The sequence below is a fragment of the Microbacterium sp. BWR-S6Y genome (assembly GCF_041379845.1).
Taxonomy (GTDB): Bacteria; Actinomycetota; Actinomycetes; order Actinomycetales; family Microbacteriaceae; genus Microbacterium; species Microbacterium hydrothermale.
Map to the genome: position 1 here is coordinate 133,357 of NZ_JBFECV010000007.1, position 15,013 is coordinate 148,369.

Sequence of the window (15,013 nt, forward strand, 5' to 3'; positions counted from 1 at the left end):
TCGGTGCGGGGGCATCCGTGCGCGACGCGGCGACGGGTGCGAGACTGGAACGATGGACGCCCCCTCCACCAGCGACACGACCGCACCCGCCGAGCCCACGACCGCCGAGCCGCAGACCGACGAGGTCGCCCTCGACGCCCCCAGCAACCGCAAGGCGCCGTTCCCCCGCGGCTTCCTCGACACCATCTCTACCGGTTGGGCGGAGCACCCGGCAGCGCTCCCCGAGCCGCGCGAGCAGGCCGCGTGGGCCGCGCGGCGTCGCGCGCGCGTCTCGCGCGCCTTCCCCGGCCAGCGCGTCGTCGTGCCCGCGGGCGGCCTCAAGCAGCGCAGCAACGACTGCGACTACCCCTTCCGCGCCCACTCGGCCTTCTCGCACCTCACCGGCTGGGGCAGCGACGCCGAGCCCGACGCCGTGCTCGTCTTCGAGCCGCGCGACGAGGGACACGAGGCCGTGCTGTACTTCCGCGAGCGCGCCGACCGCACGACGGCGGAGTTCTATTCGGATGCCACGATCGGCGAGTTCTGGATCGGACCGCGTCCCGCCCTCGACGGCGTCGCCGCCGACCTCGGCCTGACCACGGCGCACCTGGACGCGTTCTCGCCCGAGGCGGACGACCGCACGGTGGGCACCGACGACGAGCTGACGCGCTTCGTCTCGGAGCTGCGCCTGATCAAGGACGACTACGAGCTCGCGCAGATGGCCCTGGCCGTCGAGGTCACCGGCCGCGGCTTCGACGACATCGTCGCCGAGCTCCCCCGCATCATCGAGCACCCGCGCGGTGAGCGCGTGGTCGAGGGCGTGTTCCACCAGCGCGCGCGTTCCGACGGCAACAGCGTCGGATACGACACGATCGCCGCGTCGGGCCCGCACGCGTGCTATCTGCACTGGACCCGCAACGACGGCGCCGTGAAGCCGGGAGATCTGATCCTGGTCGACGCGGGCGTCGAGGTCGACAGCCTCTACACCGCCGACATCACGCGCACCCTCCCCGTCTCGGGAACGTTCACCGATATCCAGCGCCGCATCTACGAGACGGTGCGCGAGGCCGCCGACGCGTCGTTCGCCGCGGCCCGCGTGGGCGTGCCGTTCCGGCGCCTGCACGAGGCCGCCATGGAGGTCATCGCCAAGCGCGTCGCCGAGTGGGGCCTGCTCCCCGTCACGGCCGACGAGGCCCTCGACGCCGACAAGGGCGGCCAGCACCGCCGCTACATGGTGCACGGGACGAGCCACCACCTCGGCATCGACGTGCACGACTGCGCGCAGGCCCGTCGCGACATGTACTACGACGGTCTGCTCGAGCCCGGCATGGTCTTCACGATCGAGCCCGGTCTGTACTTCCAGATCGACGACCTGACGGTCCCCGAGGAGTACCGCGGGATCGGTGCGCGCATCGAAGACGACATCGTCATGACCGAGGACGGGCCCGTCAACCTCTCCGCGGGCATCCCGCGCACCGCCGACGAGGTCGAGGAGTGGATCGCCCGGCAGTCGCGATGACGTTCACGCCCCCGGCATCCTTCACCACGCGGCCGACGCTGCGCGGCACGTTCGGGATGTCGGCATCGACGCACTGGACGGCGACCGCCACCGCCCAGGCCGTGCTCGAGCGCGGCGGCAATGCGTTCGACGCGGCTGTCGCCGGTGCCTTCGTGCTGCACGTCGTCGAGCCGCACCTGAACGGACCGGGCGGCGACCTCGTCGCCCTCGTGCGGCCCGCGGGCGCCTCGGAGCCCGTCGTGCTAATGGGACAGGGTCCGGCACCGGCCCGCGCGACGATCGCGCACTTCCGCGGGCGCGGTCTCGACCTCGTCCCCGGCGCGGGCGGTCTTGCGGCCGCGGTGCCGGGGGCGGTGGACGCGTGGCTGCTGCTGCTCCGCGATCACGGCACCTGGGAGCTAGGCGACGTGCTCGCCTACGCGATCGGCTACGCCCGCGACGGGCACCCGCTCGTGGCGGGGGCCGCGGTGACGATCGCCCGGGTCGCCGCACTGTTCCGCGACCACTGGCCGTCGTCCGCGGAGCGATGGATGCCGCAGGGCACGCCTCCCGCCGCCGACTCGCTCGTGCGCAATCCGGCGTACGCCGACGTGCTCGAGAGTCTGGTCGCGGCGGGGCCCCGGGGCGATGACGTACCCGGCGACGGCCGCGCCGCGCGCATCGACGCCGCCCGTGCGCACTGGATGACCGTGGTGCTGCCCGAGGCCGCGGCCTTCATCGCGCAGCCGCATCGGCACGCCGACGGCGCCGATCACGCCGGCATCCTGGACGAGGACGACCTGCGCTCGTGGAGCGCCGGATTCGAGCCGGCCGTGAGCACGGAGTTCCGCGGGTGGGACGTCTTCAAGGCGGGCACCTGGTCCCAGGGACCCGCCCTGCTGCACACCCTGCGGATGCTCGACGCCGCCGACGACGCCGAGCTCGATCCCGCGACCGTCGAGGGGGCGCACCGCGTGCTCGAGGCCCAGAAGCTCGCCTACGCCGATCGCGACGCCTGGTTCGGCGACGCCGATGGGACCGTCGGCGTCGACGCCCTGCTCGCCGACGACTACGTCGCCGCCCGCCGGGCCCTGATCGGACCCGAAGCCTCGACCGCGTGGCATCCGGGGTCCCCCGAGGGCCGCGCTCCGGTGCGCCCTCCCCTGCGCACAGACCCCGCGCGCACCGACGGGTCGACCGGCGAACCCACGGTCGACCGCTCGGGGCAGACCCGCGGCGACACGTGCCACATCGACGTGATCGACCGCTGGGGCAACGTCGTGTCGGCGACCCCGTCCGGCGGGTGGCTGCAGTCCTCCCCCACGGTGCCCGCGCTGGGATTCTGCCTCGGCACCCGGCTGCAGGCGACGTGGCTCGTCCCGGGGCATCCGGCATCGCTCACCCCCGGACGCCGCCCGCGCACGACCCTCACTCCGACCCTGCTCTCGCGCGGTGACGAGGTGATCGCCCTCGGTTCGCCCGGCGGCGACCAGCAGGACCAGTGGCAGCTCACCGTGCTGCTGCGCATGCTGGTCGGCGGATACTCGGCCCAACAGGCCATCGACGCCCCGAACCTGCACACGACGGCCCTCGTCGACTCGTTCTGGCCGCGAACCTGGACGCCCGCGGGCGTCGCAGTCGAGGACCGCCTCGGCGCCGAGGTGATCGCGGGCCTCGAGCAGCGCGGGCACCGCGTGCGCCACATGGGCGACTGGTCGCTGGGGCGCGTCACGGCCGTCGGGCGGGGCGCCGACGGCACGCTGTGGGCGGCCGCGAATCCCCGCGGCGCGCAGGGGTACGCAGCGGGTCGCTGAAACATAGCGGTCGGACGCCGCTGCGCGGCCCGCAGCAGCGTCCCGCGGCCGCCCGCACCGGGCTGCCCGCGCCCGCCCGCACCGGCCTACCGCGGCCGCCCGCACCGGGGTGCCCGGCCATCGCCCCCGCGCCGACGCGCAGGCGGCACGACGTCGGAGTAACCGGCGCCTCGACGCGTTCCACGCCCTTCGCCCCTGCGCCGACGCTCAGGCCGCACAACTCCGGAGAATCCAGCGCCTCGACGCGTTCCACGCCCTCGCCCCTCGGATCTGCAGGAGTTGTGCAGCACGACCCCGGGTGTGCAAGCGCCCGAAGCGCGCGATGCGGCGTCAGAGCGACCGCACGAACCCCGCGACCACCGGGGCGAGCCCCGCACCGATCTGCTCGGCCGGACGCCGCGCGCCCTTCACCTCGAACGAGTGGTTGCCTCCCGCGACCCACTCCACGCGCGCGTCCCGGCACGTGGCGACGACTTCGTCGAACTGCGCGCGCGGGTCGATGAAGGGGTCGTTCTCGCCCTCGATGAACAGCTGCGGCGTCCCGATCGCGGGCAGGTGCGCCGCGCGCGGCTTGTCGCTGCGTCCGGGCGCGTGCAGCGGGTACCCCAGGTAGACGAGCCCGGCGGGGGCGATGATCCCCTCGGCCGCGGCGACGGATGCCATGCGCCCGCCGTACGACTTCCCCACGGCGGCGTACGCCCCCGGAGCCGCCCCGGTGAGCCACGCCTGGACGCCCGCCCACGTCGCCACGGCGTGTGCGGCGGGTCCCGGCATCCGTCGTCCGGCCTCGACGTAGGGGAAGACGAAGCGCAGAACCGACACGCCGTCGGCCACGAGGGCCTCGGTGAGGCCCGCGAGGAACGGGTGCTCCATGCCCGCACCCGCCCCGTGCGCGAGCGCGACAGTGGTGCGGGTGGTGGATCCGGATGCCGCCGACCACAGCCCCGAGACCTCCGTGGCGCCGGTCGGGAGCGCGACGGCGATGCGGACGGGCTCGGCCGCCGCAGCGGCGTCGGCGCTCACCGCTCGGTCGGTCGCGTGGCGTCGGTTCCGGCGGCGTCGTCGGTGCCGGTGGTGTCCCCCGCGGCGGGGGTCGATCCGCTCGAGGTACCGGGCCCGGCGTCGTCCGACGGCGCCTGCGGCCGCGGCTCGGGCGCCTTCGGCGCGATCCGCTCGCCGTAGCGCGGGGGCTCATCGTCGGAGGGCGCGACCGTCGGTGCCGGCGGCCGCGGCGGGGCGGTGGGCGCGGTCGACCCGGGGGTCACGCGCTCACCGTACTGCGGCGGGTCAGACGGCGAGACCGCGGGACGCGACACGACGGTGCGCGGAGCGCCGGAGGGGCCGACGATGCCGCGCGCCTTGTGCACGCTCGTCGCGGCCACGCACACGTCGTAGTGGTCGGCGGCGACCTGCATCACCGAGGCGAAGTCGCGGCGGCGGCGCACGATCGAGTAGGTGCCGAGGCTGAGGAGCATGCCGAGCGCCATGCCCACCAGCAGCACGCCGACGAACAGCGAGATCTGCACGGTGGGCTGGCCGAGCACGAAGATGAAGGCGAACAGCAGACCGAGCATCAGTCCGTTGAGCGCCCCCGAACGCGCGGCGGTGGCGTAGCCGAGGCGGCCCGTGACGCGCTCTATCGAGCGCAGGCCCGACCCGACGATGGCGATGTCGCGCGCGGGGACCTCCCCGGCGATCAGCGACGAGACGGCCTTCTGGGCCTGCTCGTACGTCGGGAACGAGGCGATCTTCTCGCCGACCTCGTCACGGCCGGCGCCCGGACGCTGTGCGAACATACTCATTTCACCATCCTGTCACGCGCGCCTGGGGCGTTCCGAGGTGTTGCGCATGAGGCGCGGACTACGCTGTACCGGTGAGCACGCAAAGGGTTTTCGTCGCCCGCTTGGCGGGCTGCACGGTGTTCGACCCGGCGGGCGACCGCCTGGGCAAGGTGCGCGACGTCGTGGTGATCTACCGCGCGTCGGCCGCGCCGCGCGTCGTGGGCCTCGTCGTCGAGATCCCCGGGCGCCGACATGTGTTCGTGTCCATCGGACGCGTCACCTCCATCCAGGCCGGTCAGGTCATCACGACCGGCCTCATCAACGTGCGCCGCTTCCAGCAGCGCGGCGGCGAGGTGCGCGTGATGGCCGAGATGCTCGGGCGTCGCGTGAGCCTCGTCGACGGCTCCGGCAGCGCGGTGATCGAAGACGTCGCGATCGAGCGCAACCGCCTCGGCGAGTGGGACGTGGGGCAGCTGTTCCTGCGTCGCCCGCGTACGAGCGCATCGCCCTTCGCCAAGGGTGCGACCACCTTCGCCGCGTGGGGCGAGGTGCGCGAGAACCAGACCCCCGGCGAGGCGCAGTCCGCTGAGCAGCTGGTCGCGACGTACTCCGAGCTCAAGCCGGCCGACCTGGCCAACACCCTCCTCGACCTCCCCGAGGAGCGCCTCATCGAGGTCGCCGAAGAGCTCAGCGACGACCGCCTCGCCGACGCGCTCGAAGAGATGCCCGAAGACGAGCAGGTGCACATCCTCGAGCAGCTCGGCGACGAGCGCGCCGCCGACATCCTGGATGCCATGGAGCCCGACGACGCGGCCGACCTCCTCGGTCAGCTCCCCGAGTCGCGCTCCGAGCAGCTGCTCGAGCTCATGGAGCCCGAGGAAGCCGACGACGTCCGCGCCCTGCTGCAGTACAGCCCCGACACCGCCGGTGGTCTCATGACCCCCGAGCCGATCGTGCTCTCGGCGGATGCCACGGTCGCCGAGGCCCTGGCCCTCATCCGCCGTCACGAGCTGCACCCCGCCCTGGCGGCATCCGTGTTCATCACCCTCCCGCCCTACGAGACGCCCACCGGACGTCTGCTGGGGACGGTGCACTTCCAGCGCATGCTGCGCTACCCGCCGCACGAGCGCCTCGGGGCGATCATCGACGACACGCTCGAGCCGGTGCCCGCCGACGCCACGGCCGCCGAGGTCGCGCGCCTGCTCGCGAGCTACAACCTCGTCTCGCTCCCCGTGGTCGATCAGGCGCACCGCCTCGTGGGCTGCGTGAGCGTCGACGACGTGCTCGACTACCTGCTGCCCGATGACTGGCGCACGCACGACAGCGACGATCCGAAACCCCCGACCTCGGTCAGAGCCCTGCAGACGCAGAGCATCCCCACCCAGATCCCGCAGACCCCGAGGAGGCGCTGATGGCACGCAACAACAAGACGCCCGCCCTCGATGCGCCCCGCGGGCGCACCGGCGTCCTCGCCCCGCGTGCGCCGCAGCCCTCGCGCGACCGCTTCGGGCGCTTCACCGAGTGGGTCGCCCGTGCGATGGGGACCCCGACCTTCCTGCTGTCGCTGACGCTGTTCTGCGTGGTGTGGATGGGGTGGAACTCCCTCATGCCCGATGAGCTGCGCTTCGACTCCGCCGACATCGGCTTCACCGCCCTCACGCTCGTGCTCTCGCTGCAGGCGTCGTACGCGGCTCCCCTGATCCTGCTGGCGCAGAACCGTCAGGACGACCGCGACCGCGTGCAGATCGAGCAGGACCGCCAGCGCGCCGAGCGCAACCTCGCCGACACCGAGTACCTCGCGCGCGAGATCGTCGCCCTGCGCATGGCGGTGAAAGACCTGACCGACGAGGTCATCACGAAAGACACGCTCCGCACCGAGCTCAAGGCGCTGCTCGAACGCCTCGACGAGCAACCCGAGGCGGTCGCGCGCCCGGGGTCGACGCGGGCCACCCCGTGACCGCGGAGCTCGCGGCGCGCGTCCGCGTCGCGGTCGCCGCCGTCACCGATCCCGAGTTGCGGCGCCCCCTCGGCGAGCTCGACATGCTGCGCGAGATCGACGTGCGCGGCGGTGTCGCCGAGGTGGGCATCGCCCTGACGATCGTGGGCTGCCCCGCCGCCGACCGCATCGAGAGGGACGTGCGGGATGCCGCGGCCTCGGTGTCCGGGATCGACGAGGTCGACGTGCGCGTCGGCGTCATGTCGCCCGACGAGCGCAGAGCGCTGACCGAGAAGCTGCGCGGGGGCCGCGCGAAGCGCGAGATGCCCTTCGGGCCCGACTCGCTCACCCGCGTCATCGCCGTCACGAGCGGCAAGGGAGGCGTCGGCAAGTCGACGGTCACCGCCAACCTCGCCGTCGCCCTCGCGGCGCGCGGACTGCGCGTGGGTCTGATCGACGCCGACGTGCACGGCTTCTCGATCCCGGGACTCCTCGGTCTGGTCGACGACGACGGACTGCCCCCGGCGCCCACCCGCCTCGACGACCTGATCCTCCCGCCCGTCGCCTACGGCGTGAAGGTCATCTCGATCGGCATGTTCCTGCGCCGCCCCGGGGAGGATGCCGCGGGCGCGGTCGCGTGGCGCGGTCCGATGCTCCACCGCACGGTGCAGCAGTTCCTCACCGATGTGTTCTTCGGCGACCTCGACGTGCTGCTGCTCGACATGCCGCCGGGAACGGGCGACGTGGCGATCTCGGTCGGACAGCTGCTCCCCCACGCCGATGTCCTCGTCGTGACCACGCCCCAGGCGGCCGCCGCCGAGGTGGCCGTGCGTTCGGGGCTCGTGGCGCGTCAGACCGGTCAACGTCCGATCGGCGTGATCGAGAACATGGCCGCCATGACGCTCCCCGACGGCACCGTCCTCGACCTGTTCGGAGCCGGCGGGGGCGACGAGGTGGCGCGCGCCCTGTCGACCGACGACGCGGAGGTGCCGCTCCTCGCCTCCGTCCCCCTGAGTCCCGCTCTGCGCGCGGGGGGCGACGACGGCCGACCCGTCGTGCTGTCGCAGCCCGACGACCCCGCCGCCCGGGCGATCGACGCCGCCGCCGCGGCGCTGGCGATCCGCCCGAGGGGCCTCGCGGGCAAGCCGCTGCGCCTGAGCGTCTGACGGATCCGCATCACCGGCTGCCAAGCCCGTCGGAGCCCGAGACCACACACACAGACACCAGGTGACTGAGCCCGTCGAAGCCACCGGGCCCCCACGCACACCGGCTCCTTCGGCAAGCTCGGTGACCTACCGCACACACGCCACGAGGTGGCTGAGCCCGTCGAAGCCACCGGACCCCCACGCGCAACGGCCCGTTCGGCAAGCTCAGCGACCTACCTCACACACGCCACGAGGTGGCTGAGCCCGTCGAAGCTACCGGACCCCCACGCGCAACGGCCCCTTCGACAAGCTCAAGGACCCGCCTGAGTCGTGAACCCCCGCGCTCCCCGGCCCCGGCGCTCGCCCGCGGCTCAGGTGGCTTCGTCGTCGAACGGGGGCCGCTCCCCGGGCGTGAACGGCGGAACCGTCGGCTTGGGCTTCGCCGCGAGAGCGGCGGCCCCGGCGGCGCGCATGGTCGCCGTGGGGGTGTCGTCCAGCAGCGCCTCGCGGATGATGCGCCGCGGGTCGTACTGCCGGGGGTCGAGCTTCTTCCAGTCGACGTCGTCGAACTCGGGGCCCATCTCGTCGCGCATGCGCGTACGGGCTCCCTGCAGCGTCTCTTTCGCGCGCTTCGTGAGTCTGGCGAGCGTCTCCGCGTAGCGGGGCAGACGCTCGGGGCCGACGAGCAGAGCGGCGATCACGCCGATCAGCAGCAGCTTCTCGATCGTGAGGCCGAAGAACATGGCACCAGATTACCGGCCGCGCCTCGGGGGCGCGCACGCCCGGGCCGTCTAGCCTGAGTCGAGGAGGTCCACGTGAGCGGTCAGCAGGCGAACGAACGGTTCGTGCAGGAGTCGACGGTCGAGCCCGAGCACATCGCTCGCGCCCGGGCGCACGCGCTCGAACTCGGAGCCGCGCCGGTGAGTCCCGCCGTCGGCGCGCAGGCCGCCGTCATCTCGGCCGCCTCCCGCGCGCTGAACATCGTCGAGGTCGGAACCGGCGGCGGCGTCTCGGGGCTCTGGCTGCTGCACGGCTCCCCCCGCGCCACGATCACGACCATCGACAGCGAGCCCGAGCACCTGGGTGCCGCGCGGCAGGCGTTCGCCGACGCACGGGTGCCGGCCGCCCGCGCGCGGTTCATCACGGGTCGCGCCTCCGATGTGCTGCCGCGCATGAACGAGGCGTCCTACGACATCGTGTTCATCGACGCCGACCCCGAGGGCGTGATCGAGTACGTCGAGCACGGCCTGCGTCTCGTGCGCGCGGGCGGGACGGTGCTGATCCCCCGCGTGCTCGCGGGAGGAGCGGTGGCCGACCCGGTGCGCCGCGACGCCGTCACGACGGCCTATCGCTCGCTCATCCAGGAGGTGCAGGCCTCTCCCGCGGTGATCGGCGCACTCTCCACCACCGGCGAAGGCCTCCTCCAGCTGACGACGCGCGCGGCCGACGCCTGACGCATCGCCTGCGCGGGATCGGCTCGCAGCCCTCGCGCGCGGCTCCGGTGCGCCGCGGCGGGCCTCCCCGGCGAGCGGCCGCAGCGGGCGGCTCCGGTGCGCCGCTCTCGCGCGCGGGCGGACGACGGATGCCGCTCGCCGCGGCTCCGCGATCGCGCACGTCCCGTCGATCCCGAATGCCGCGCCCCCGGGAACGACGAAGGCCGGCCCCCGAGGGGACCGGCCTTCGTGCGGGATGATCGTCAGGCGGCGCCGACGACACCACCGAGCACGTCGTGGAGTTCCTTCGCCTCGGCGTCGTTCACCGAGACGACGAGACGCCCGCCGCCCTCGAGCGGCACGCGCACGATGATCAACCGGCCCTCCTTCACGGCCTCCATCGGTCCGTCGCCGGTACGCGGCTTCATGGCTGCCATCGCGGCCCCCTTTTCCTCGTTGGTCTGAGAACTAGTTTAGTGCGTCAGCGCACGACCTCGTCGAACCGCCGACCCCGTCGGTCATCCCGACGCGAGAGGAGGTGCGCAGGGGCGCTCAGGGGATCTGCCAGAACGTGTTCCCCAGGGCGTACATGTTGTAGATCCACCACCATTGGCCCAGCAGCGCCGCGGCGAGAACGCCCACGCGCCATCGGAGCGAGCGCGGCACCGCCAGCGCGCCCCACAGCGGCGACACCGGCACGAGCAGACGGAAGATGCTCGACTGCGGGAAGAACACCAGCAGCAGGTAGACGAGATAGCTCGCCGACCACAGGCGCACCTCGACGCCCAGCTTCTTCACCTGCGGCAGCGTCACGAGCGCGACGGACACCGCACCGATCAGCAGCACGAGCGCGACGACGCCCACGACCGGACCGAGACCCCACTGCGTGAACCAGAACTCCGCGGCCTGCACCCAGCCCTCGACGGGCACGAACGCCCCGCTGCCGTCGGCGATCCAGTTGCGACGCCAGGCCAGTTCGGTCGCGAGGTAGGCGCCCGCGTCCCCCGTCACTGCCGCCGCGATCGCCTGCCAGGCGAAGCCCACCGTCCCCGACAGCAGCCCGAGCACGACGATGTGCGCTACCTCGCGCGCGGGAAGGGGCTCCGCGCGGCGACGCACGAACCTGTAGACGCCGTACAGCGCGAGGAACAGCGCGAAGGCCAGGATCCCGGGCCGGGTGAATCCCATGACCGGGACGAGCAGGTACAGCCACCCCCACCGCCGACGCTGGACGCACCACAACGCGACGAAGAGCAGGAAGAGGAAGAGCGCCTCGGCGTAGCCCACCTGGAAAAGAGCGGCGAGCGGGCCACTGGCGAAGAACACGACGGCCCACATCGCTGCGGAGGCGCCGATGCGCTCGCGCAGGAGAGCGTAGAGCATCACGCTCGCGCCGTAGCCGGAGGCGAGCGAGATCGCGACCGCCCCCGCGCCCCACGAACCGAGCACCGTGCCGAGGCCGGCGGACAGGTAGGCGTAGAGCGGCATGAAGGCCCACGCGTTCTCGGCGACGTGCCCGGTCGTGGTGATCGGCAGGTGCTGCGGGTAGCCCGAGACCGCGGCGAACCAGTACCACTGCGCATCCCACCCGAGGGCCAGATCGCCCAGCGACGGAGCGATGCCGTACCGCGATCCGGGGCCCGAGAGGCTCGACGCCAGCAGGAAGAAACCCGTGGTCACCAGACGCGCCGCGACGTAGATCACGGCGATGCGCGCGGCCACGGGCAGCGCCCGCCACGCGCGCACCGGCGCGGGAACCGTGACCGCGGTCGTCACGACCCGCTCAGCCAGGCCCGCAGGCCCCGTTCGACCGCGTCGATCTGCGCCACCGGCACCCGCTCCTCGTCGTGGTGCGCGAGGTGCGGGTCGCCCGGACCGTAGTTGACGGCGGGGATGCCGAGGGCCGAGAACCGCGCGACGTCGGTCCATCCGTATTTGGGCGTGGGCGTGGCGCCGACGGCCTCCACGAACTCGCGGGCGAGCTCGGCGTCGAGGCCGGGACGCGCCCCCTCGGCGATGTCGACGATCTCGACGTCGAAGCCCGCGAACACATCGCGCACGACGCGCTCCGCGGCGGCGGCGTCACGGCTCGGCGCGAAACGGTAGTTGACCTCCACCTCGCACGCGTCGGGGATGACGTTGCCGGCGACACCGCCCGTGATGCGCACGGCGTTGAGCCCCTCGCGGTACTCGAGCCCCTCGACCGCGATGGTCCGCGCGTGGTACTCCGCCAGGCGGGCGAGGATCGGTGCGGCCTTGTGGATGGCGTTCTCGCCGATCCACGAGCGGGCGCTGTGGGCGCGGACGCCGTAGGTGCGCACGAGCGCGCGCAGGGTGCCGTTGCACCCGCCCTCGACCTCTCCGTTGCTCGGCTCGCCGAGGATCGCGAAGTCACCGGTGAACAGGTCGGGGCGATGGCGCGACAGTCGGCCGAGGCCGTTGAGCGACGAATCGACCTCTTCGTGGTCGTACCACATCCAGGTGATGTCGACCCCGGGAGCCGTCAGCTCGACGGCGAGCTTCAGCTGGACCGCGACCCCCGCCTTCATGTCGACGGTCCCGCGGCCCCAGAGGAAAGCCTCGCCGTCGATCTCGCGCTCCTCGACCGGGAGGTTGCGGTTGATGGGAACCGTGTCGATGTGCCCCGCGATCACGACGCGACGCGCGCGGCCCAGGTCGGTCCGCGCGACGATCGTGTCGCCGTCGCGGATGACCTCGAGGTGACCGTATCCGGCGAGGGCGGCCTCGATGGCGTCGGCCAACGTCTTCTCGTCGCCCGACTCGCTGGCGATGTCACAGACCGCGCGGGTGAGGTCGACGGAGGAGGCGGTGAGGTCGAGCGCGGTCATGCCACCGATCCTTTCACACGCGGTCCCGCCGGTAGCCTGGGCCTGTGAGCAACGAACGACGCATCAGCGCTGCCGGCCTCTCGACGCGGACCACCGACGGGACGGTGCTCGACGCCTGGTTCCCGAAGCCGGTTCTCGGCGTCCCCGACGACCTGGATGCCGCGGCTGCGGCGCTGGAGTCGTCGACCGGCCCCGACGAGCGTCGCGACGTCGTCGTGGAGACGGTCGCGTTGACCATCGACGCCGACGCCGCCCCCACCTCGACCGTCGACGCCTACCTCCGTCTGCACGCGCTGTCGCACCTGCTCGTGCGCCCCAACGACATCAACCTCGACGGCATCTTCGGGCACCTCCCGAACGTCGCGTGGACGAACGCCGGCCCCATGCACCCCGAGACCGCGGCGCGCACCCTCCCGCAGCTGAAGCGCCACGGTATCCAGCTGCAGGGACTCGACAAGTTCCCGCGCCTCACCGACTACGTCCTCCCCGCGGGAGTGCGCATCGCCGACGCCTCGCGCGTGCGCCTCGGCGCGCACCTCTCCCCCGGCACGACGGTGATGCACGAGGGCTTCGTCAACTTCAACGCCGGGACCCTCGGCGCCTCGATGATCGAGGGGCGCGTGTCGCAGGGCGTGGTGATCGGCGACGGCACCGACATCGGCGGCGGCGCCTCCATCATGGGCACCCTCTCGGGCGGAGGGACGCACCGCGTCTCGATCGGCGCGCGCACCCTGCTCGGCGCCAACGCGGGCATCGGCATCTCGCTCGGCGACGACTGCATCGTCGAGGCCGGGCTGTACGTCACGGCCGGGACCAAGGTGCGCGTGGGCGACGAGACGGTCAAGGCCGGCGACCTGTCGGGCCGCGACGGCATCCTGTTCCGTCGCAACTCGCTCACCGGTGCCGTCGAGGCGTCCGCGCGTGCCGGCGTCGGCGTGACGCTGAACGAGGCACTGCACGCCTGAGGTCCCACCCGCACGATCGACGACGCCGTTCCTCCCGGCCGCGCTGCACCGCGGCACGCTTCGGGAGGAGCGGCGTTCATCGCTCCGCGTCGTCGCGCCGGGGCGGCCCTTCCCGCCGCTCCGCGAGCCGCCGCCTCGCGATGCGCAGCGCGTGCGCGGACGAGGCGACGAGGTCGGCCGCGTTGTTGCCCTCGCGACGCAGCTCGAGGGCTCGAGCAAAGTCGTCGATCGCATCGCCGATCTCCCCCGCCGCCATCAACACCTTGCCCCGGTGCTGCCGCATCACCGCCTCACTGGCCGTGCCCTCGGCCTCGCGCACGAGCTCGTCGTACTCGTCACGGGCGGCGGCGATGTCGCCGAGCGCGCAGAGGCAGTCCGCGCGCAGAGCGCGGCGCCGAGCAGTGGTCGCCGGTTCCAGCATCCGGAGCGCCCGTTCCGCATCGCCGCTCCACAGGGCCTCCACGGCGTCGACGAGCGGATCCGCGCGCAGGGCGTGCCGGAAGGCCGCGGCATCCGTGATCCGCGGTCGCAGGTCGGCGCCGATCACCCAGCCGAGGCCGCCGGGGATCTCGTCGGCACCCATCTCAGTCGCGGACGCGCACCGACAGGCACGTGACGCACCCTTCGAGCTTCTCGAACTCGCTCACGTCGACGGTGACGACCTCGAGGCCGCGCGATCGGTGCTCCTCGGCGGTGACGGGGGCGTCCGCCGACATCAGCACCGTCTCGTCTTCGAGGACCACCACGGCCGTGCCGTGCTCCTCGGGGACGCCCGCGAACACCGGGAACAGCGAGGCGTCGTCGATCAACGGCTCGAATCCCACGACCGTCCCGTCGGGAAGAGCCGTCACCCCCGACTTCAGATGCAGGACCTTCGTGACCGGGATCTCGCGCACCTCCCAGCCGCGCGGGGCCAGCAATTCGCGTAGCTGGCCGATGCCCGCGGCGTTCGTCCGCGACGAGGCGCCCACGTAGACGGTGCGCCCGACCTTCAACACGTCGCCCCCGTCGAGGGTGCCCGGCTCGTCGATCTCGGCGATCTCGATCCCGGATGCCGCCATCGCGGCCCGCACGCTCTCGATCTCGCCGCGGCGCGAGACGGCGCCCGCGCGGCACAGCACCGCGAGACGGTCGAACATCACCACGGCATCCTCGACGAACACCCCGTCGGGCTGATCGTCGGCCGGATCGATCTCGATGACCTCCCACCCGCGCGAGGCGAACACCTCGACGTAGGCGCGCCACTGGGCGAGGGCGAGGGCCGCGTCGACGGGAACGCGGTCGAGGTGGGTGAGCTCGCCCTCGGCGAGTCGCGACGACGGACGGCGGACGAACAGACGCGGCATGCCCCGACCCTAGCGGGTGGGGCGCGAGCGCTGGCGCCCGCCGGCCTCCCCGCCGCGCGATCACCCCTCGTCCCACTTGTGCCGGTGCTCGTCCCACTCATGGCTGGTCCAGGCGCCTCCAACCGGCCACAAGTGGGACAAGGTTCCGCTCCTCAGCACAGCCCCCAGCGACCCGTGGCACGGGGCTCATCCCTCCGGCCTCCCCGCCGCACCGTCGCCCCCTCGTCCCACTTATGACGATGCTTGTCCCACTTATGGCTGCTCCAC

Annotated in this window: 15 protein-coding genes; 7 read left to right on the forward strand and 8 right to left on the reverse strand. The window is 72.9% G+C overall.

The features are described 5' to 3' along the window. Nucleotides 1-52: 52 nt before the first annotated feature. Nucleotides 53-1,498, forward strand: coding sequence for an aminopeptidase P family protein (locus AB1K56_RS15045; protein WP_371206306.1), 1,446 nt, complete (start codon nt 53-55; stop codon nt 1,496-1,498). Then, nucleotides 1,495-3,291: a gamma-glutamyltransferase family protein gene (locus tag AB1K56_RS15050; RefSeq protein WP_371206307.1), complete on the forward strand. Its 1,797-nt coding sequence runs from the start codon at nt 1,495-1,497 to the stop codon at nt 3,289-3,291. The genes AB1K56_RS15045 and AB1K56_RS15050 overlap by 4 nt, the downstream gene beginning before the upstream one ends. Nucleotides 3,292-3,621: 330 nt before the next feature. Here AB1K56_RS15050 and AB1K56_RS15055 read toward each other — a convergent pair whose 3' ends face one another. Both AB1K56_RS15055 and AB1K56_RS15060 read right to left on the reverse strand, forming a co-directional pair. Continuing rightward, entirely contained in the window at nt 3,622-4,314 is a 693-nt protein-coding gene (locus AB1K56_RS15055) for an alpha/beta family hydrolase (protein ID WP_371206308.1), read from the reverse strand. Continuing rightward, nucleotides 4,311-5,093, reverse strand: a complete 783-nt coding sequence (locus AB1K56_RS15060; protein WP_371206309.1) for a general stress protein — start codon at nt 5,091-5,093, stop codon at nt 4,311-4,313. Before AB1K56_RS15060 ends, AB1K56_RS15055 begins: the two co-directional genes overlap by 4 nt. A 71-nt stretch (nt 5,094-5,164) precedes the next feature. Between AB1K56_RS15060 and AB1K56_RS15065 the strand changes: the two genes are divergently transcribed. The 3 genes from AB1K56_RS15065 to AB1K56_RS15075 are packed head-to-tail and all read left to right on the forward strand — an operon-like array spanning nt 5,165 to nt 8,174. Further along, on the forward strand, nt 5,165-6,484 hold the full coding sequence (locus AB1K56_RS15065; protein ID WP_371206310.1) for a magnesium transporter: 1,320 nt from the start codon (nt 5,165-5,167) through the stop codon (nt 6,482-6,484). Continuing rightward, nucleotides 6,484-7,029 (forward strand): DUF1003 domain-containing protein, encoded by a 546-nt coding sequence (locus tag AB1K56_RS15070; protein ID WP_136585312.1) that lies wholly within the window; start codon nt 6,484-6,486, stop codon nt 7,027-7,029. Before AB1K56_RS15065 ends, AB1K56_RS15070 begins: the two co-directional genes overlap by 1 nt. Then, complete coding sequence (locus AB1K56_RS15075; RefSeq protein ID WP_371206311.1) at nt 7,026-8,174, forward strand: P-loop NTPase; 1,149 nt, start codon at nt 7,026-7,028, stop codon at nt 8,172-8,174. Before AB1K56_RS15070 ends, AB1K56_RS15075 begins: the two co-directional genes overlap by 4 nt. Nucleotides 8,175-8,524: 350 nt before the next feature. On the opposite strand, the gene AB1K56_RS15080 is transcribed toward AB1K56_RS15075, so the two are convergent. Then, nucleotides 8,525-8,896 carry a Sec-independent protein translocase TatB gene (locus AB1K56_RS15080; RefSeq protein WP_371206312.1) on the reverse strand — a complete coding sequence of 124 codons (372 nt, stop codon included), beginning with the start codon at nt 8,894-8,896 and terminating at the stop codon, nt 8,525-8,527. A 72-nt stretch (nt 8,897-8,968) separates the two neighbouring features. Between AB1K56_RS15080 and AB1K56_RS15085 the strand changes: the two genes are divergently transcribed. After that, nucleotides 8,969-9,607, forward strand: coding sequence for an O-methyltransferase (locus tag AB1K56_RS15085; protein ID WP_264631078.1), 639 nt, complete (start codon nt 8,969-8,971; stop codon nt 9,605-9,607). Between the two features lie 242 nt (nt 9,608-9,849). Here the strand turns inward: AB1K56_RS15085 and AB1K56_RS15090 are convergent, their stop codons facing one another. The 3 genes from AB1K56_RS15090 to dapE form a co-directional block, all read right to left on the reverse strand. Beyond that, a complete protein-coding gene (locus AB1K56_RS15090; protein ID WP_136585308.1) occupies nt 9,850-10,023 on the reverse strand; it encodes a DUF3117 domain-containing protein in 174 nt (57 codons plus the stop codon). Nucleotides 10,024-10,138: 115 nt separating this feature from the next. Further along, the gene (locus AB1K56_RS15095) at nt 10,139-11,362 is read right to left on the reverse strand and encodes a hypothetical protein (RefSeq protein WP_371206313.1); all 1,224 of its coding nucleotides are present in this window, start codon (nt 11,360-11,362) and stop codon (nt 10,139-10,141) included. After that, entirely contained in the window at nt 11,359-12,435 is a 1,077-nt protein-coding gene (gene dapE, locus AB1K56_RS15100) for a succinyl-diaminopimelate desuccinylase (RefSeq protein WP_371206314.1), read from the reverse strand. The genes AB1K56_RS15095 and dapE overlap by 4 nt, the downstream gene beginning before the upstream one ends. A 44-nt stretch (nt 12,436-12,479) precedes the next feature. Here dapE and dapD point away from each other — a divergent pair, with 44 nt between their 5' ends. Then, complete coding sequence (dapD, locus tag AB1K56_RS15105) at nt 12,480-13,400, forward strand: 2,3,4,5-tetrahydropyridine-2,6-dicarboxylate N-succinyltransferase (protein ID WP_371206315.1); 921 nt, start codon at nt 12,480-12,482, stop codon at nt 13,398-13,400. Between the two features lie 76 nt (nt 13,401-13,476). Here the strand turns inward: dapD and AB1K56_RS15110 are convergent, their stop codons facing one another. Beyond that, nucleotides 13,477-13,983, reverse strand: coding sequence for a hypothetical protein (locus AB1K56_RS15110; RefSeq protein WP_371206316.1), 507 nt, complete (start codon nt 13,981-13,983; stop codon nt 13,477-13,479). A 1-nt stretch (nt 13,984) separates the two neighbouring features. Further along, a complete protein-coding gene (gene ddaH / locus AB1K56_RS15115) occupies nt 13,985-14,746 on the reverse strand; it encodes a dimethylargininase (RefSeq protein WP_371206317.1) in 762 nt (253 codons plus the stop codon). Nucleotides 14,747-15,013: the final 267 nt, after the last annotated feature.

Bases quoted from the DNA above. Each gene is read 5' to 3' on its own strand.
- AB1K56_RS15045 (WP_371206306.1), top strand. From the start codon at position 53: ATGGACGCCCCCTCCACCAGCGACACGACCGCACCCGCCGAGCCCACG.
- AB1K56_RS15050 (WP_371206307.1), top strand. From the start codon at position 1,495: ATGACGTTCACGCCCCCGGCATCCTTCACCACGCGGCCGACGCTGCGC.
- AB1K56_RS15060 (WP_371206309.1), bottom strand. From the start codon at position 5,093: ATGAGTATGTTCGCACAGCGTCCGGGCGCCGGCCGTGACGAGGTCGGC.
- AB1K56_RS15070 (WP_136585312.1), top strand. From the start codon at position 6,484: ATGGCACGCAACAACAAGACGCCCGCCCTCGATGCGCCCCGCGGGCGC.
- AB1K56_RS15080 (WP_371206312.1), bottom strand. From the start codon at position 8,896: ATGTTCTTCGGCCTCACGATCGAGAAGCTGCTGCTGATCGGCGTGATC.
- AB1K56_RS15090 (WP_136585308.1), bottom strand. From the start codon at position 10,023: ATGGCAGCCATGAAGCCGCGTACCGGCGACGGACCGATGGAGGCCGTG.
- dapE (WP_371206314.1), bottom strand. From the start codon at position 12,435: ATGACCGCGCTCGACCTCACCGCCTCCTCCGTCGACCTCACCCGCGCG.
- AB1K56_RS15110 (WP_371206316.1), bottom strand. From the start codon at position 13,983: ATGGGTGCCGACGAGATCCCCGGCGGCCTCGGCTGGGTGATCGGCGCC.
- ddaH (WP_371206317.1), bottom strand. From the start codon at position 14,746: ATGCCGCGTCTGTTCGTCCGCCGTCCGTCGTCGCGACTCGCCGAGGGC.